The organism is Flavicella sp. IMCC45537 (genome assembly GCF_057197705.1).
This window is the reverse complement of sequence record NZ_CM170067.1, coordinates 1,864,706-1,883,618: the sequence shown is the minus strand read 5'-3', so window position 1 is coordinate 1,883,618 and position 18,913 is coordinate 1,864,706. Positions and strand designations below refer to the sequence as shown.

The window sequence follows — 18,913 nt, the reverse complement described above, 5'->3', positions numbered from 1 at the left end:
AAACTGTTTTTTTTTTGTTTTCTTAGAAAGAATATACTGCTGCGATAGTTATAGCAGAAACGCTTTTTTCTGCTGGGAATACCTCAATCAAACCATCTTCAGAAGAGTCATATCTGAATTCAGAGATTACTTTTAAGTTTTCAGTTAATGAAGTGTTAGCTGTTAAAGTCAAAGCCATTACATCACCAGTTGTACCGGCAGATTTCGATTGGAAAAATTCTGGACGTAATCCTAAAGCAAATTTCTCAGTGAATGAATTCTCTAAGTATAAGGCAGCACCAGTGTAACCAGAATCAGCTTCAGCAGAGTTAGCGTATGCAGCGTTGATCCCTAAGTATAAAGATTCTGTTAAGTTAAATCCTCCTGTATAGTCAATGTAAAGATCATCATTTGTAGATGCAGCTCCGGTTGCTCCGTAGATAATGTTTAAGTATTGTCCTTTATATCCAACTTGACCTCCAATTTGCATATCACCAGTAACGTTACCATCATCACTTGTGATTCCGTGTGCATTTGTTACGGCTAATAAGAAAGATAAATCTTCAGAAGCAGCGTAGTCAAACTTTAATCCTGTATGAGAAAAAGGACCTGCGTTGAATAAGTAAGATACTGAGTAGTTAAAGTTAACTGCTGGAGAAATCACCTCGTATCCTAAGAAAGTATTGAATTGACCTGCAGTAACAGTTAATTTGTCAGAAACATTGTAGTAAGCATATAATTGGTTAATTGCACCTGCCATATTAGCATCATCTGCTCTAGGTCCCCATGCTAAATCAGCAACAAATCCTGCTTTTTCAGTTTCGTATCCTAACACTACGTTTGCCATACCTAATCCAAAAGCATTTGCGTTTTGAGGGTTTGCTATTAAAAGACCAGGTGTTCCTGCTCCATCAACAAAGTTTGCTGTTCCGTAAACATCAACACTACCTGAAATACTTAGTGGGCTTTTTTCTTCTTGTGCAAAAGTAACTGCGCTTGCAAGTAATAATGCTGATAAAATAATTTTTTTCATTTTTGATAATTTAAATTGATAATTGTGTTTCGATTAATACATGGCAAATATACGTAGTTTTACGTAATTACAAATTTATTCGATAAAAAATTAAGTATTTATATCGACTTCTTGTTAAAAAAAACCTAAGTATTTTGTGAATAATATAATTAAACAATCCTTAACCTTCAGTTAATATGATGAAATTTGTGTTAATTTGGTGTTTTGTTGTTGATATGATAAAAATTAATATTTGAAATATTTTATATCAATTTAAGTAGTATAAATATGTTTTTTATTCAAACCTGTGGTATCGCAGGATTAAGTACGATGAAAACGCTGTGTTCTAAACGATTAAAGAGGTGTAGGGGAAAGCTTATTTTGATGGATTTTGCGTTTTTTACGTAGGTTTTTGCGTTTTTCGATTGGATTGATTTATGAAAATTGCTAAAATGATAGTAATTTTCATTGTATTTCCTTAATTTTAGTTTTACGTAGTAGTTTTTATAAGTACTTAAAAATTATTTTAAGTGCTACGTAGAATATAAGTAGTGCTGTGGCAGTTTTAAGACTTTTTTCAGACACTAATTTGATCCCTATACGTGTTCCTATTTGGCCACCAATAAAAGCAGTAGCTGCAAGAAGTATAGTTATTTCTGGTTTTATTGAGAAATCGGGGTTGGTAATTTGTCCTCCTAAACCAGCTAAAGAATTTACTAGTATAAATAAACTAGCGGTGGCTGCGATTCTTTTGGAATTGTCCCATTTGGAAAGATGTAGTAGTGGGGCTAAAAAAATTCCACCTCCAATTCCAACAAGTCCAGATAAAAATCCGATAAAGCCACCATACCCCAAACTTTTATAGATTGAATGGATACTCGCCTCTTTAAAAGTAATGTTTGTTTTACGTATGAGCATTAGGACTGCCGCTGCGAGAAGTGTGGCTCCAAGTAGTAAGAAAAATATTCTTTCTTCAATTTTTAAGTATCCACCTAAAAATGCTAGGGGTACGCTTGTAAGAACTAAGGGGGTAACTTTTTTGAAATTGTAAAAACCATTTTTGTAATATAGGAATGTAGCATTGGAAACTACAACAATGTTGCATATCAAAGCTGTTGCTCTGATTTCAGTAAAAGCGAAAGAAGTGAGTGCAAGTATCGCTAAATAGCTTGATCCTCCCCCAAAGCCAACCGATGCGTATAAAGTTGCAATAACAAAAAAGGAGAGTAAAATTTCCCAGTGGGTGTGTATAATATCTAAATAACTCATGCTAATTAATTCCATGCAAACATACTCAAAAATTATTGTGAAGTGTAGTTCGTGCTTTTGAATCTGTTGTTTGTAGATATGTTTTTAGATATAGCATTTCTGTTTTTAAATTCGTGAATAAATGAATAGGAGTCATATGTTTCAGATTAGGGTTGTATTTTCGCTTCTTTTGTAATGTCTTCTTTTTTATTCGGATTAAAATTATATTTTTATCCTCTAACCAAACTTTATCAGCTAAATGTCAAAACAAGATTTAAAAAAATACTGGAAAGAAAATTTAAAATACTTAGCAATTTTGTTGAGTATATGGTTCGTAGTTTCTTATGGATGCGGTATTTTGTTTGTAGAAGAGCTAAATAATTTTAGAATAGGAGGTTTTAAACTTGGTTTTTGGTTTGCGCAGCAAGGTTCTATTTATGTTTTTGTAGTCATTATATATATGTATATAAGACTCATGTCAAAATTGGATAAAAAATACGGTGTAGACGAATAGTATCAATAAACTGAAAAAGATAAAATTATGAGTGCACAATTGTGGATTTGGGTTCTAGTAGGAATAACATTCTCATTATATATAGGTATTGCTGTTTGGGCAAGAGCCGCATCAACTAAAGAATTTTACGTAGCAGGAGGGGGTGTTTCTCCTATCGCTAATGGATTAGCTACGGCTGCTGACTGGATGTCTGCGGCGTCATTTATTTCAATGGCAGGTTTGATCTCATTTAGTGGGTATGATGGTTCTGTTTATTTGATGGGGTGGACTGGTGGTTATGTTTTATTAGCCTTGTTATTGGCGCCTTATCTTAGGAAATTTGGAAAATTTACGGTTCCAGATTTTATAGGAGATAGATATTATTCTAATGTTGCTAGGACAGTCGCAGTGTTCTGTGCTTTGATTATTTCATTTACTTATATCGCAGGTCAAATGCGTGGGGTTGGACTTGTGTTCTCTAGGTATTTAGAAGTGGATATCAATACAGGTGTTTTGATTGGGATGGTTATCGTTTTGTTCTATGCTGTTTTGGGTGGTATGAAAGGAATTACATATACTCAGGTTGCTCAGTATTGTGTGTTGATTTTTGCGTTTATGGTACCAGCCATTTTTATAAGTTTTCAGATGACAGGAAATTTAGTGCCTCAGTTTGGATTTGGAGCAGAAGCCACAGATGGTGTGTATTTGTTAGATAAATTGGATGGATTACATAAAGAGCTCGGCTTTCATGAGTATACTTCAGGTTCTAAATCGGTGATGGATGTGTTTTTTATAACTGCTGCCTTGATGGTTGGAACAGCCGGATTACCCCATGTTATTGTTCGGTTTTTTACAGTGAAAAAAGTGAGTGATGCAAGGAAATCTGCTGGTTGGGCCCTGTTGTTTATTGCTGTTTTGTATACAACTGCTCCTGCAATTGCTGTTTTTTCAAGAGTTAATTTAATTGAGACGGTAAGTAATAAGAAATATTCAGAGCTTCCTGAGTGGTTTGGAAATTGGGAGGTAACAGGTTTGTTACAGTTTGATGATAAGAATAACGATGGGTTGGTGCAATATGTTGCAGATGAGAAAACAAATGAGCTTACAGTTGATAGGGATATTATGGTGTTAGCAAATCCAGAGATTGCTCAGTTGCCCAATTGGGTGATTGGGTTGATAGCAGCTGGTGCGCTTGCCGCGGCACTGTCCACAGCGGCCGGATTATTATTGGTTATTTCGGCTTCGGTTTCTCATGACTTAATTAAGAAAATTGTAAAACCAGATATTTCTGAAAGAGGTGAGTTGATTGCGGCGAGGGTTTCTGCTTTTTTAGCGGTTATTCTTGCGGGTTATTTCGGGGTCAATCCGCCAGGTTTTGTTGCAGCAACTGTGGCCTTGGCGTTTGGTTTGGCAGCTGCATCTTTTTTTCCGGCAATCGTTTTAGGAATTTTTTATAAAAGGATGAATAAGGAGGGAGCTATTGCTGGTATGGTTATTGGAGTTTTGTTGATGCTATTTTATATGACCAAATTTAAATTTGGTTGGTTTGGTGGTGGCGCCAAAGAAGATTGGTGGTTTGGAATTTCGCCTGAAGGATTTGGAACCTTTGCGATGCTGGTAAATTTTGTGGTGTCAATAGTTATATCAAAATTCACACCTGCACCGCCAAAAAATGTGCAAGAAATTGTTGAGAATATTAGAATACCTTCAGGAGCTGGGCAAGCTGTTGATCATTAAAAAAGAATAATAAAAATTAAAAAGATATGGTAGAGAAGATTCATTCTTATAAAAAATATAAAGAAGATTATATTGAGAGTGTTGAGAACCCTGAAAAATTTTGGGGTTCAATAGCAGAGGGGTTTTCATGGAGAAAAAAATGGGATACTGTTTTTAAGCATGATAAAGAAAACTCTGAGGTGAAATGGTTTGAAGGTGGTAAATTAAATATTACCGAAAATTGTTTGGATCGTCATTTAGAAAAAAACGGGAACAAAACCGCTATAATTTGGGAGCCAAATAATCCAGATGAGGAATCTCGTTATATTACCTACCGGCAGCTATATGTAAAAGTATCCCGATTTGCCAATGTTTTAAAAAATAATGGAATTAAAAAAGGGGATAGGGTTTGTTTATATATGCCTATGATTCCTGAGTTGACAATTGCTATGTTGGCTTGCGCTAGGATAGGAGCTGTTCACTCTATAGTTTTTGCAGGTTTTTCTTCGTCCGCTTTGTCGAGTAGGATAAATGATTCGGAGTGTAAGTTGTTGATTACCGCAAATGAAGTGTATCGAGGAACAAAGCCAATTAATTTAAAAGCAGTCTGTGATGAGGCTTTGGAAGATACTCCTTCTATTGAAAAGGTGATTGTTTATCGAAGAACAGTAGAGCCAACCGAAATGAAAGCGGGTAGAGATGTGTTTTGGTTTGATGAATTACAGAAAATAGAAGACTTTGAGTGCGAGGCAGAAGAGATGGACGCAGAAGATATGTTGTTTATTTTGTATACCTCAGGTTCCACTGGAAAACCTAAGGGGATGGTACATACCACTGGTGGGTACATGGTCGGTTCAACGTATACATTTCAGAATGTCTTTCAGTATGAAAAAGATGACGTTTATTGGTGTACTGCCGATATTGGTTGGATCACTGGTCATTCTTATATAATTTATGGACCGTTGGCAGCTGGTGCAACTACTGTGATGTTTGAAGGGGTGCCTTCTTATCCTGATTATGGACGTTTTTGGGAAATAGTTGAAAAATTAAAGGTGACTCATTTTTATACGGCACCTACTGCAATTAGAGCTTTAGCCAAACATCCGATTAGTTTGGTTGAGAAATATGACTTGTCTAGTTTGAAAGTTTTAGGTTCGGTTGGAGAGCCGATTAATGAAGATGCCTGGCACTGGTATAATGATAATATTGGTAAAGGAACTTGTCCTATTGTTGATACTTGGTGGCAAACAGAAACGGGTGCAATAATGATATCTGCAATGGCTGGGATTACTCCGTTGAGGCCAACTTTTGCTACGATGCCGTTACCGGGAGTTCAGCCGGCACTGATGGATGAAAATGGAAAAGAGATTTTAGATTCTCCTGCGGAAGGTAGATTGGCAATGAAAGCGCCATGGCCGTCGGTTGCTAGAACGATTTACGGAGATCATCAACGTTATAAAGATACTTATTTTTCTGCGTATGAAGGAATGTATTTCACAGGTGATGGTGCATATCGTGATGCTATGGGGAACTATAGGATTACAGGTAGAGTAGACGATGTTGTAATTGTTTCTGGGCATAATTTAGGAACTGCACCTATTGAAAATGCTATTGATGAACATTTAGATGTAGTAGAGTGTGCTGTAGTTGGATTTCCGCATGATGTAAAAGGAAATGCTTTGTATGCTTATGTTACTAAAATTGATGAATCTGTGATTTCGGATGATGCATTAAGGAAAGAAATTAATGATTTGATTCGTGGGTCTATTGGAGCTATCGCAAAATTGGATAAGATTCAATTTGTCTCTGGGTTGCCTAAAACAAGGTCTGGTAAAATTATGCGAAGAATTTTGAGAAAGATTGCAAGTAATGATACTTCTAATTTGGGAGATACGTCTACCTTATTGAATCCGGAGGTGGTAACAGAGATTATGGAAAATGTAATTAAATAAACAATTGTAATTTTGATAAAAAAAGCTTGAAGAATTCTTCAAGCTTTTTTTTAATAGTTCAGTGGGTTGATAAAAAGATCTTTGTATTTCATTTTTCCATCTTTATTAAGTTTTGGCATTATTTTTAAAAAAGCTAGTCCTGTAATAAAGGCGTCTCCCGCTGCAGTATGTCTGTCTTTTGGTGTTATTTTTAATTCTTGAGCAATTTCATCTAAAGTATATTTTTTATTTGGGTCAATAATATTGACGATGTGTTTTGATCTTTTAAAAAGGACACCGGTATCAAGCACATCATTTTTTAATTTTCCAAGATTGTGTCTTTTTAAGGCTCTGTTAATAATTCCAATGTCAAATCCTGCATGATGAGCAACAAGTACACTATCTTTAATGTAATCTAAGAATTGTATGAGTGCCTCAATTTCCTCTACCTTCTTAACTTTTTCGGATTTTAAAATACCATGTATTTTTACTGTGTCAGCTTTAAATACACTTTGGTTTAAATACACTTCAAGTCCATCTTTGATAAGTATTTTGTTGTCTTTGATGGCTGTTGCTCCTATACATAAGATTCGATCTTCTTTAAAGTCAAAACCAGTTGTCTCTGTATCCAAAACAATGAAGCGTGTTTCTTTGATAGTGCGTAGTTCTTTAGTTTTAAAATGTTCGCAGTATCTTTTCCAGAATTCAGGGACTTCGGTTCTGTTAAAATTGAAAAATGGAAACTTCATATTACATCATTTGTTTTAAATTGAATCGGATAATCAGTAATTCTTGTATTTCCTTGATGGGTTTGAAGGCTCTTTTTAGTTTTAGTTTTTCCGTTTTGCTAAGTGATTCTAAGTTGATTATTTTTCCTGAGTCGTTATTAAGAATGCCTTGTTCGGTTTTGAATTTTAATAAGGTTCTAAATGCTCTAGCGCAGGAATTATAAAGATCTTCGTTTTGAGGTTCAAGCTCTGCTAGTTTTTTATATCTGTTTAAGGTGTTGTTGCTGTTTTTGATATTATGTGATAGGATCAATATTCGGGCGGCATCAATAAGTGGCATTAAAGCACGAATTTTAATATTGAAAGCTTCTTGATGTTCTCCGTTAGTCTCCACAATGAATTGTCTAAAGAATCCAACAGGTGATGGTTTGTCAATAACGTCTTTTCCTAATTTTGATAAAAAATATTTATGTTCATTTATGGTTTTAAACAAACTACGACCTAGTTGATCGGTAAGTTCTTTTTCTCCATAAATATATTCGTAATCAAAAAATATTGAAGATAGAAGGGTTCCTGCTCCATCAGGATTTATAATCCAATCGTCAAATTGTTTTTTCCATTCTGATAAGGAGGTACACCATTTTGGGTTGCTTGCCATCATATCTGCAGGACAGTATTCGTATCCTATAGTATTAAGATATTTTACAACCTTAATAGATAAAGCAATGAAATATTCTTGTGTTTCCTTGAACTTTGTTTCTGGGACATCCTCAAAAATTAAGGCATTGTCCTGGTCCGATCTTAGTAGTTGTTCTTTTCTCCCTTGACTACCTAGCGCTAACCACGTAAACTTGACGGGAGGTTTTGTGTCCATTTTTTTGAGACATAGTTCAATGCTTCTAGAAATAATTACGGTGTTTATTTCAGAGATTATGTTTAGTATATGCGGAAATGGCAGTTCTTGTTCTAAATATGTTTTTAGTAAAAGATCTACCTTTTCGCGGATAGTTCTTAGGTGTTTGGATTTCTTTGCTCTGTTTATTTCTTTAATAAGTACGGAAGGATTGTTTCCAAGTGAAACAATTAAATCGTGTAGGGAAAGAATTCCAATGAGTTTTGATTTTGGAGTACCATCTTTGGTGATGCATATATGACTTGCAGAATGTTTAAGCATGGCAATATGTGCTTCAGGTATAGTAATCTCCTCGGTAGAGGTGATCACGGGACTAGACATTATTTCTTGTGCTTCACTAAGAATTTCAAAATCGCCTGTAGCAACCTTGTTGCGTAAATCTTTACTCGTAATTATACCGATAGGTTTTTTGTTTTTTGCTACAACCATCGCTCCAATCTTTTGATCTCGCATGCAAATGGCAATTTCTTTTACAGTGGTGGTAGCTTCACAAGTGATCGGTTTCTTAGTGAATTTTGCATTTTGTAAATTGAACAAATCATTGTTGGTTTCCTTCTTTATGTAAGAAGAAATGTTTCCTCTACCTTCAACAATCGAAGTGTCTTTTATGTTTGATGCAAAACTAGTGATCAAGTAGTTTTTTACGTTTTTGTTTTTTTCAGATAATGGTTTGAAAATGTGTAAAGGAATACCGTATAAAATGGATTCCTCATTTGTTTCGGCATTTAGAATGTAGTTTTCTTGAATCATCAAAGGACGTAAACCAAAAATATCTCCTTCATCACAAATGTCAATAATATTTTGTTTGTCCTCTTCTTCCATGGTAAGCTTAACTGCTCCCTTGTTTACAATATAGAAATGAGCAAGAGGTTTTGAGGTAGCGTTAAAAATGAACTTCCCTTTTTCTAAATATAGAACTTCAACTTCTTCGGATATGGCTGACAGTTCTTTTTTGGAAAGAAGGTTAAAGGGAGGGTAATTTTTTAAAAAGTCTGCAATTCTTTCTGCAATAGTATTTTTCATGTTGTTTAATGTGAAAATTGTCTGATAGCGTCGAAAATCCTGTTGTAGTAATCTAAACCATGAGGTACATATGCCTCCGAATTGTTTTTTAGTTCAAATTTAAAGGCGTCTATTGGTATAAGTTTAATTGCAGCAACTTCACTTTGCTGGATGACTAAGTTTTCTAGTTTTTCGTTCAGCGGACAGATATAAATGTGATGAAGCTCATGATCTATTAAATTATTGGAATGAACGTGTTTATGTGAACTCGTTCCAATGTTTCTTAAGTCCTTGTCTTGGATAGTAAGTCCAATTTCTTCCAGAATTTCCCTTTGTGCGGCAATAATAGGTAATTCCTTATATGCTATATGGCCTGCTACGGATACATCCCATAAGTTAGGGAAGGTGTTTTTGTCAGCGTGTCTCTTTTGGATTAATAATTGTTTGTCCGCTGTGTATAGCCAAATATGCACACTCGCATGATAAAGACCATTTTTGTGAGCCTCAGATTTTAAGCAGCGTTCTCCGCTTGGTTTGTTGTCTTTGTCTAGAAGTTCTATATATTCATCCATAATATGTAAAAAAAAGAGGTTGTCGTAATAATAGACAAACCTCTTTTTATAGTAGTTTTATTGTTTATTTGAAGTAGCTAAAAGTTTCCCCTTCTTCAATTTTTAATAAACTCTCATAAATTAACTTAATGACGTTTTCCACATCGTCTTTGCTAACCATTTCAACTGTCGTATGCATATAACGCAATGCAAGAGAAATCAATGCAGAAGGAACTCCTCCGTTGCTATAAGCAAATGCGTCGGTGTCAGTTCCTGTTGCTCTAGAGGATGCGTGTCTTTGGAAAGGGATGTCGTTTTCCTCGGCAGCACTAATAATTAATTCTCGTAAATTGTGTTGAATAGCTGGAGCGTAAGAGATAACCGGTCCATCACCACTTTTTGATTCTCCTTCCACTTTTTTATCAATCATAGGTGTGGTGGTATCATGACAAACATCAGTGATAATTGCAACATCAGGTTTGATGGTTTGTGTTATCATTTCAGCTCCTCTTAAGCCAATTTCCTCTTGAACAGCATTTGTAATGTATAATCCGAAAGGTAAAGTTTTATTGTTTTCTTTTAGTAAACGCGCAACTTCAGCAATCATAAAACCGCCCATTCTATTATCTAGCGCTCTACAAACAAAATTATTTTCATTTAGGATCATAAATTCATCTGGATATGTAATTACACAACCAACATGGACACCTAAGGCTTCAACTTCTTCTTTCGTTTTGCATCCAACATCAATAAATATGTTGTCTAATTTTGGAGTGTCTTCTTGTTTTCCTTTAAGTCTGGTGTGAATAGCGGGCCATCCGAATATTCCTTTTACTATACCTTTCTTTGTATGTATATTTACGCGTTTAGATGGAGCTATTATATGGTCGCTTCCACCATTGCGAATTACGTAAATCAATCCTTCAGGAGTGATGTAGTTTACATACCAAGAAATTTCATCAGCGTGCCCTTCAATAACAACTTTAAATTTAGCATCTGGATTGATAACTCCAACTGCGGTTCCGTATGTGTCGGTAATAAATGTATCTACATATGGCTTAAGGTAATCCATCCAGATTTTTTGACCTTCACTTTCGTAGCCAGTTGGTGATGCGTTGTTTAAATATTTTTCTAAGAATGCTATAGAATTATCATTCAGTATTGATGTTTTGCTCATATGTTATGTCTGTGTTTCTTTACTGTTAATTGTTCAAAAGTAATGAATAGTTTGTTGAGTTCAAAGATTGAATTAGATTATGATTTTGTGGGGTGTGTTAGGAATGTCTGTATGTTTTGTTGTGAAAATAAAATGTATCAAAAATTAATTCGATAACTTTGAGTCCTTATTATATGGTTTTCATGAATAGAATATTTTTCGTCTTGTTTTTTGTTTCTGGGTTAGTGATGTCTCAGGATAAAGATTCCTTAGATCTAAGTCGTTATACCTTGTTTGAAAATGATAGCCTGATTACAGACTTAGAAGAGGTACAGCTTTTGCCTAAGTTAGAGTTTGAATCCTATAATGATAAACGTTATTATTATTGGTTTAGGAAAAAGGTCTTGAAAGCGTATCCTTATGCTAAAATAGCAGCGGAAGAATTGTCTAAATTAAATGATGCTTTAGATAGTATTCCTACGAAAAGGAAAAAGAAAAAATATACTAAAGAGGTTAGAAAGTATTTAGAAAAGGAATTTACGCCTCAGTTAAAAAAATTAACTCGAACTGAAGGGAGGGTTTTGATAAAGTTAATGCATCGCGAAACAGGTGAAATAACTTATGATTTAGTGAAAGAGTATAGAAGTGGTTGGAAAGCCTTTTGGTATAATGCCACTGCAAATATGTTTAAAATGTCTTTGAAAGATGGTTATGATCCAGTAAATGTTCAGGAGGATTATATGATAGAAGATGTGTTGCAGAGAGCATGGAGGGATAATTTAATTGATTTGGATGCGCCAAAAATAGATTTCGATTTTCCTAACATAAAAAAGAAATGGAATTTAGGGTATCCTCCAGACTACAAGCATAAAAAATCTTAATGGCGGTATTTGAAACAATTTGTGTAAAAGGTTGTGTAGTTTAATATAGTTATTGGTTGATTTGTTTAGACAGGGATGGTCTTAATTAAGTTCTGATAGAGGGGTAGTATGATGAATAGGTGATATAAGTAATGTGCGAATTGATTTTTTTTAGCAATAGAGTCTGTTATTGCTGTAGAAATGATGACAGAATTAGAAGATTGGTTGTCTTCTGTGGAAGATAGTGCAGAAGGAAAAGACTATATAGAGTGATTTTTTACTGTTTTTAGTGTTGATAAGATTAAAAAAAATAGATGCAATCCACTTTTTGTAATAAAGGGTGGATTTTTTTGTGAAGTTTCATGTTTGCGTTTTTCGGTGTTTATATGCTGATACTATTTGTTGAATCGGTTATAAGTTCGGGTATTGTTTCTGTTTATATAAAAAAGATTTTGTTTTAAAACGCATGTTTTAAGGCGGGTAGGTTTTGGGAATAAAATAATTTCAAAAAAAGCGATTTTTTTCATTGTTGTAACGATAAAAAGATCTAGTTTTGCATCCGCTAAGGAAAACAGCTATTGTTGTTTTGGAAGGCAAGGAGTTCTTTAAAATGCTGGTAAAATTTAAGATTAAGAGTTTTAAAAAATAAATTAAATTTTATTTTTTTATAACGAAAAAAGGTTTTAGATTTGCAGCCGCTAACACGCCAAGCGTTGTTAGTGAAAAAAGAAACAAACCAGATCTTAGATCTGACGTTCATTGAAAATATTGAAATTGACAGCGTAAAATTAAAGATTAAATTACGTGTTTTTAGTAACACGAATTCTGATTAGAGTAAGCTAGTATCGTATAAAAATAAGTCACTTCGGTGACTAAAAAAAATAACGATGAAGAGTTTGATCCTGGCTCAGGATGAACGCTAGCGGCAGGCTTAACACATGCAAGTCGAGGGGTAACAGGGAGAAGCTTGCTTTTCTGCTGACGACCGGCGCACGGGTGCGTAACGCGTATAGAATCTACCTTGTACAGAGGGATAGCCCAGAGAAATTTGGATTAATACCTCATAGTATAATTGAATGGCATCATTTAATTATTAAACATTTATGGGTACAAGATGACTATGCGTCCTATTAGTTAGTTGGTAAGGTAACGGCTTACCAAGACATCGATAGGTAGGGGTCCTGAGAGGGAGATCCCCCACACTGGTACTGAGACACGGACCAGACTCCTACGGGAGGCAGCAGTGAGGAATATTGGACAATGGAGGCAACTCTGATCCAGCCATGCCGCGTGAAGGAAGACTGCCCTATGGGTTGTAAACTTCTTTTATATAGGAAGAAACACTCTTACGTGTAAGAGCTTGACGGTACTATATGAATAAGGACCGGCTAACTCCGTGCCAGCAGCCGCGGTAATACGGAGGGTCCGAGCGTTATCCGGAATCATTGGGTTTAAAGGGTCCGTAGGTGGACTAATAAGTCAGAGGTGAAATCCCATAGCTCAACTATGGAACTGCCTTTGATACTGTTAGTCTTGAGTTACTTGGAAGTAGATAGAATGTGTAGTGTAGCGGTGAAATGCATAGATATTACACAGAATACCGATTGCGAAGGCAGTCTACTACGAGTATACTGACACTGATGGACGAAAGCGTGGGGAGCGAACGGGATTAGATACCCCGGTAGTCCACGCCGTAAACGATGGACACTAGTTGTTGGGATTTATCTCAGTGACTAAGCGAAAGTGATAAGTGTCCCACCTGGGGAGTACGGTCGCAAGATTGAAACTCAAAGGAATTGACGGGGGCCCGCACAAGCGGTGGAGCATGTGGTTTAATTCGATGATACGCGAGGAACCTTACCAGGGCTTAAATGTAGGATGCATTAGGTAGAGATACTTATTTCTTCGGACTTCTTACAAGGTGCTGCATGGTTGTCGTCAGCTCGTGCCGTGAGGTGTCAGGTTAAGTCCTATAACGAGCGCAACCCCTATTTTTAGTTGCTAACAGGTTAAGCTGAGGACTCTAAAGAGACTGCCGGTGCAAACCGTGAGGAAGGTGGGGATGACGTCAAATCATCACGGCCCTTACGTCCTGGGCTACACACGTGCTACAATGGTATGGACAGAGAGCAGCCACCTGGCGACAGGGAGCGAATCTACAAACCATATCACAGTTCGGATCGGAGTCTGCAACTCGACTCCGTGAAGCTGGAATCGCTAGTAATCGCATATCAGCCATGATGCGGTGAATACGTTCCCGGGCCTTGTACACACCGCCCGTCAAGCCATGGAAGCTGGGAGTGCCTGAAGTCGGTCACCGCAAGGAGCCGCCTAGGGTAAAACTGGTAACTAGGGCTAAGTCGTAACAAGGTAGCCGTACCGGAAGGTGCGGCTGGAACACCTCCTTTCTAGAGAAAGAGATGTTAGGTTATGAAAATTAAGAATTGTTTAATTCTTTAATTGCTGTTCAATTTTATATTATATACAAGACTAAAAGAAACAGAGTCTCGTAGCTCAGCTGGTTAGAGCGCTACACTGATAATGTAGAGGTCGGCAGTTCGAGTCTGCCCGAGACTACTTTTTTAAAAAAGAGTTAGGTATATAACATATAGGAAATTTTAGAAGTTGAGTATTCGTTAGAAGTCTAACGACTAACTACCCAATACTAGCTACTAGTAATTTTGGGGGATTAGCTCAGCTGGCTAGAGCGCCTGCCTTGCACGCAGGAGGTCATCGGTTCGACTCCGATATTCTCCACAAAAGTCAATTGACAATTATCAGTTGACAATTAGCAATTTTATAATTGTTATTTGTTATTTGAGAATTGTTTATTGCAAAGAGTTCATTGACATATTGAAATACTGATATCGTATGATATTAGAAGTTATATTTTAGAAAAACTAAAATTAATAACGAGCTATAATACAAATAGAGGCATGCATAGCATGCAAACCGTAGAAGGTATTTAGTTTGGGATAAGTATTAATACTTATTTCCTGCTACTAATTACATGATACAAATAATAGAATAAAAGAGCAAAAAGTACAAAAAGCTAAGTAAGGGCGTATGGCGGATGCCTAGGCTCTCAGAGGCGATGAAGGACGCGATAAGCTGCGATAAGCTTCGGGGATTTGCACATAAGAATTGATCCGAAGATTTCCGAATGGGACAACCCAGCATGTTGAAGACATGTTACTCCGCAAGGAGGGCGAACCCGGTGAACTGAAACATCTAAGTAACCGGAGGAAGAGAAAACAATAGTGATTCCGTTAGTAGTGGCGAGCGAACGCGGATTAGCCCAAACCAATCTTGTTTCGGCAAGTTTGGGGTTGTAGGACCACGACATTTGATGTTAATTGAATCAGAACAAACTGGAAAGTTTGGCCATAGAGGGTGATAGCCCCGTACGGGTAAGATTAATTATTGATAGTGGTATCCTGAGTAGTGCGGGACACGAGTAATCCTGTATGAATCCACCGGGACCATCCGGTAAGGCTAAATACTCCTGAGAGACCGATAGTGAACTAGTACCGTGAGGGAAAGGTGAAAAGAACCCTAAGTAAGGGAGTGAAAGAGATCCTGAAACCGTACGCCTACAAGCGGTCGAAGCACATTTACTGTGTGACGGCGTGCCTTTTGCATAATGAGCCTACGAGTTACTGTTTCTAGCAAGGTTAAGTGATTCAGTCACGCAGCCGTAGCGAAAGCGAGTCTGAATAGGGCGTATAGTTAGTAGTAGTAGACGCGAAACCTGGTGATCTACCCATGGGCAGGTTGAAGCTGTAGTAACATACAGTGGAGGACCGAACCCGTTGACGTTGAAAAGTCTTGGGATGACCTGTGGGTAGGGGTGAAAGGCCAATCAAACCAGGAAATAGCTCGTACTCCCCGAAATGCATTTAGGTGCAGCGTTGTGGTTTAGTTTATTAGAGGTAGAGCTACTGATTGGATGCGGGGGCTTCACCGCCTACCAATTCCTGACAAACTCCGAATGCTAATAAATATACACAGCAGTGAGGGCATGGGTGCTAAGGTCCATGTCCGAGAGGGAAAGAACCCAGACCATCAGCTAAGGTCCCCAAATATATACTAAGTTGAACTAACGAGGTTCGATTGCATAGACAGCTAGGATGTTGGCTTGGAAGCAGCCATTCATTTAAAGAGTGCGTAACAGCTCACTAGTCGAGCGATCGAGCATGGATAATAATCGGGCATAAGTATATTACCGAAGCTATGGATTTATGATTTATCATAAGTGGTAGGGGAGCATTCTAGTTGCGTTGAAGGTGTTCTGTAAGGAATGCTGGAGCGTCTAGAAAAGAAAATGTAGGCATAAGTAACGATAAGGCGGGTGAGAAACCCGCCCACCGAAAGACCAAGGTTTCCTCAGCGATGCTAATCAGCTGAGGGTTAGTCGGGACCTAAGGCGAACCCGAAAGGGGTAGTCGATGGACAACTGGTTAATATTCCAGTACCTGCTCACGTTAAAAGTGACGGATTCGTATAGTTGTTGCGTACTGACAGAATAGTACGTTGAAGGGAGTGGTAACACCCCGATAGTACACTGAGACTTCGGTCAAGGTGATAATACAGCGAAGCGAGTTCCAAGAAAAGCGAGTGAAGCAGCCCGTACCCTAAACCGACACAGGTGGTTGGGAAGAGAATTCTAAGGTGCTCGAGTGATTCATGGCTAAGGAACTAGGCAAAATCGCCCCGTAACTTCGGGAGAAGGGGCGCCCATCTATGATGGGCCGCAGTGAATAGGTCCAGGCGACTGTTTATCAAAAACACAGGGCTCTGCTAAAACGAAAGTTGATGTATAGGGCCTGACACCTGCCCGGTGCTGGAAGGTTAAGTGGAGGAGTTAGCTTCGGCGAAGCTCTCAAATGAAGCCCCAGTAAACGGCGGCCGTAACTATAACGGTCCTAAGGTAGCGAAATTCCTTGTCGGGTAAGTTCCGACCTGCACGAATGGTGCAACGATCTGGACACTGTCTCAGCCATGAGCTCGGTGAAATTGTAGTATCGGTGAAGATGCCGATTACCCGCTACGGGACGAAAAGACCCCGTGAACCTTTACTATAGCTTAGTATTGACTTTGGATAAGTAATGTGTAGGATAGGTGGGAGACATCGATCATGCGTCGCCAGGCGTATGTTAGTCGTCCTTGAAATACCACCCTTTGCTTGTCTAGAGCCTAACCCTGCGAAGGGGACAGTGCTTGGTGGGTAGTTTGACTGGGGTGGTCGCCTCCAAAAGAGTAACGGAGGCTTCTAAAGGTACCCTCAGCACGCTTGGTAACCGTGCGTAGAGTGCAATGGCATAAGGGTGCTTGACTGCGAGACTAACAAGTCGATCAGGTTGGAAACAAGAGCATAGTGATCCGGTGGTTCCGCATGGAAGGGCCATCGCTCAAAGGATAAAAGGTACTCCGGGGATAACAGGCTGATCTCCCCCAAGAGCTCACATCGACGGGGGGGTTTGGCACCTCGATGTCGGCTCGTCACATCCTGGGGCTGGAGAAGGTCCCAAGGGTTGGGCTGTTCGCCCATTAAAGTGGCACGCGAGCTGGGTTCAGAACGTCGTGAGACAGTTCGGTCTCTATCTGTAGCGGGCGTTAGAAATTTGCGTGGATCTGACTCTAGTACGAGAGGACCGAGTTGGACTAACCTCTGGTGTATCTGTTGTTCTGCTAAGGGCATTGCAGAGTAGCTACGTTGGGAAGGGATAAGCGCTGAAAGCATATAAGCGCGAAACCCACCACAAGATGAGATTTCTTTAAAGGGTCGTGGAAGATTACCACGTTGATAGGCTATAGGTGTAAAGGCAGTAATGTCATAGCCAAGTAGTACTAATAACCCATAGGCTTTTGTACAAAGAACTTCCGCTAGGCAACTAGCGGGAGGGAAACTCTTTATACATTCTATTACTCCAAATATTATAGCACTTCTAATTTGAATATTATATCTCTGGCATCTGTGATGCATTTCAATATGTTAATTATTAAATACTGGTTTAAGAAATTAGACTAGCAAAGACCTTAAGGTGGTTATTGCGATAGGGCTCACCTCTTCCCATTCCGAACAGAGAAGTTAAACCTATCAGCGCAGATGGTACTGCCTAACCGGTGGGAGAGTATGTCACCGCCTTTTTTTGAAACCTCAATCAGTAAAATGATTGAGGTTTTTTTTGTGCCTTATTTTTAAGGTTTTTGATGAACGCTAAATTACATTGTTAATTATATTTGTAAATGGTTATTCGCTCTTCATAGTTTACTTTTTTATCGTGCCTTGTTTTGCCTATATTTACTTAGTATTAGTTGGCGTGTCCACTAAGAAATAATAAATTAGGGTTTATGACTACATTAGAGAAGATTAATAAGTTGAAAAATGCAATGTCTCAATCTGTAATTGGACAGGAAAAACTGATTGACAGATTGGTATTGGTATTGCTTTCAGATGGAAATATTTTATTAGAAAGTTTGCCTGGTTTGGCTAAAACACGAACTATAAAAAGTCTTGCAAAAGAATTGAATAGTGGTTTAAGTAGAATTCAATTTACACCCGATTTATTGCCTTCTGATATTACAGGTACTGAAATTTATCAACCAGAGTCGGAAGAGAAGTTTATTTTTCAAAAAGGACCTATTTTTAGTAATTTGATTTTGGCAGATGAGATCAATAGAGCTCCTGCTAAAGTACAATCAGCGTTGTTAGAGGCTATGGAAGAGCGCCAAGTATCAGTAGGAGGTACAACTTACAAAATGGAGCAATTATTTATGGTAATGGCTACGCAGAATCCAGTAGAGCAAGAGGGTACCTATCCTTTACCAGAAGCTCAAATGGATAGGTTTTTAATGCATGTTACTATTGATTATCCGAATAATTCATCTGAATTAGAAATTATGCGTTTGAATAGAAATGAACAAAAAAAGGCGAAGGATGATGTTATCGACAAAATGGATCCAAAAGTGATTTTTGATGCTAAAGAAGAAATCTTGGAGATAACTATATCCGAAAATATGGAAAGGTATATTGTAGATATAATTGAAGCAACTAGATATCCGGAAAAGTATAACGAAAATTTAGGGACATGGATAGAGTATGGTGCAAGCCCAAGAGGTACGATTGCTTTAGATCGTTCTGCTCGTACACATGCATGGATGTCTGGACAAGGCTATGTAACTCCGGATAATATTCGTGCTGTTGTTCATGATTGCTTAAGACATAGAATAAGTTTAAGTTATGAGGCAAATGCTCAAGGAATTGGCATTGATAGTGTATTAGATGAAATTTTAAACCAAGTAGCTGTTGTTGCATAAGAGA

At 37.7% G+C, this 18,913-nt stretch carries 11 protein-coding genes, 2 tRNA genes and 3 rRNA genes; 10 read left to right on the top strand and 6 right to left on the bottom strand.

The window, feature by feature from the left end; all coding sequences use genetic code 11:
• Positions 1-22 precede the first annotated feature (22 nt).
• Positions 23-1,012, bottom strand: coding sequence for an outer membrane beta-barrel protein (locus AC2DGP_RS07875; RefSeq protein ID WP_484492449.1), 990 nt, complete (start codon positions 1,010-1,012; stop codon positions 23-25).
• A gap of 483 nt (positions 1,013-1,495) precedes the next feature.
• Positions 1,496-2,275, bottom strand: coding sequence for a sulfite exporter TauE/SafE family protein (locus tag AC2DGP_RS07870; protein WP_484492448.1), 780 nt, complete (start codon positions 2,273-2,275; stop codon positions 1,496-1,498).
• Positions 2,276-2,498: 223 nt separating this feature from the next.
• On the opposite strand from AC2DGP_RS07870, the gene AC2DGP_RS07865 reads away from it, so the two are divergent.
• From AC2DGP_RS07865 to acs, 3 genes are read left to right on the top strand one after another with little or no spacing between them, the layout of a single operon-like run.
• A complete protein-coding gene (locus AC2DGP_RS07865) occupies positions 2,499-2,753 on the top strand; it encodes a DUF4212 domain-containing protein (protein WP_484492447.1) in 255 nt (84 codons plus the stop codon).
• A gap of 27 nt (positions 2,754-2,780) precedes the next feature.
• The gene (locus AC2DGP_RS07860) at positions 2,781-4,469 is read left to right on the top strand and encodes a sodium:solute symporter family protein (protein ID WP_484492446.1); all 1,689 of its coding nucleotides are present in this window, start codon (positions 2,781-2,783) and stop codon (positions 4,467-4,469) included.
• Between the two features lie 26 nt (positions 4,470-4,495).
• Positions 4,496-6,400, top strand: a complete 1,905-nt coding sequence (gene acs / locus AC2DGP_RS07855; RefSeq protein WP_484492445.1) for an acetate--CoA ligase — start codon at positions 4,496-4,498, stop codon at positions 6,398-6,400.
• Positions 6,401-6,450: 50 nt separating this feature from the next.
• On the opposite strand, the gene AC2DGP_RS07850 is transcribed toward acs, so the two are convergent.
• The 4 genes from AC2DGP_RS07850 to AC2DGP_RS07835 form a co-directional block, all read right to left on the bottom strand.
• Complete coding sequence (locus AC2DGP_RS07850) at positions 6,451-7,128, bottom strand: 3'-5' exonuclease (protein ID WP_484492444.1); 678 nt, start codon at positions 7,126-7,128, stop codon at positions 6,451-6,453.
• 1 nt (position 7,129) lies between these two features.
• Positions 7,130-9,043 (bottom strand): DUF294 nucleotidyltransferase-like domain-containing protein, encoded by a 1,914-nt coding sequence (locus AC2DGP_RS07845; protein WP_484492443.1) that lies wholly within the window; start codon positions 9,041-9,043, stop codon positions 7,130-7,132.
• 5 nt (positions 9,044-9,048) lie between these two features.
• Positions 9,049-9,495, bottom strand: a complete 447-nt coding sequence (locus tag AC2DGP_RS07840; RefSeq protein WP_484492442.1) for an NUDIX hydrolase — start codon at positions 9,493-9,495, stop codon at positions 9,049-9,051.
• A 163-nt stretch (positions 9,496-9,658) separates the two neighbouring features.
• The gene (locus AC2DGP_RS07835; protein WP_484492441.1) at positions 9,659-10,750 is read right to left on the bottom strand and encodes a M42 family metallopeptidase; all 1,092 of its coding nucleotides are present in this window, start codon (positions 10,748-10,750) and stop codon (positions 9,659-9,661) included.
• A 182-nt stretch (positions 10,751-10,932) separates the two neighbouring features.
• On the opposite strand from AC2DGP_RS07835, the gene AC2DGP_RS07830 reads away from it, so the two are divergent.
• The 7 genes from AC2DGP_RS07830 to AC2DGP_RS07800 all read left to right on the top strand — a co-directional run bounded on the left by AC2DGP_RS07830 (position 10,933) and on the right by AC2DGP_RS07800 (position 18,909).
• A complete protein-coding gene (locus AC2DGP_RS07830; protein WP_484492440.1) occupies positions 10,933-11,610 on the top strand; it encodes a DUF4294 domain-containing protein in 678 nt (225 codons plus the stop codon).
• 863 nt (positions 11,611-12,473) lie between these two features.
• A 16S ribosomal RNA gene (locus tag AC2DGP_RS07825) occupies positions 12,474-13,997 on the top strand.
• Between the two features lie 95 nt (positions 13,998-14,092).
• Positions 14,093-14,166 (top strand) — tRNA-Ile (locus AC2DGP_RS07820).
• Between the two features lie 106 nt (positions 14,167-14,272).
• Positions 14,273-14,346, top strand: a tRNA-Ala gene (locus tag AC2DGP_RS07815).
• 287 nt (positions 14,347-14,633) lie between these two features.
• Positions 14,634-17,463 (top strand): 23S ribosomal RNA (locus tag AC2DGP_RS07810).
• A gap of 166 nt (positions 17,464-17,629) precedes the next feature.
• A 5S ribosomal RNA gene (gene rrf, locus AC2DGP_RS07805) occupies positions 17,630-17,740 on the top strand.
• The 16S, 23S and 5S rRNA genes sit together here with 2 tRNA genes alongside, the layout of an rRNA operon.
• Positions 17,741-17,943: 203 nt before the next feature.
• On the top strand, positions 17,944-18,909 hold the full coding sequence (locus AC2DGP_RS07800) for an AAA family ATPase (RefSeq protein ID WP_484492439.1): 966 nt from the start codon (positions 17,944-17,946) through the stop codon (positions 18,907-18,909).
• The last annotated feature ends 4 nt before the right edge of the window (positions 18,910-18,913 follow it).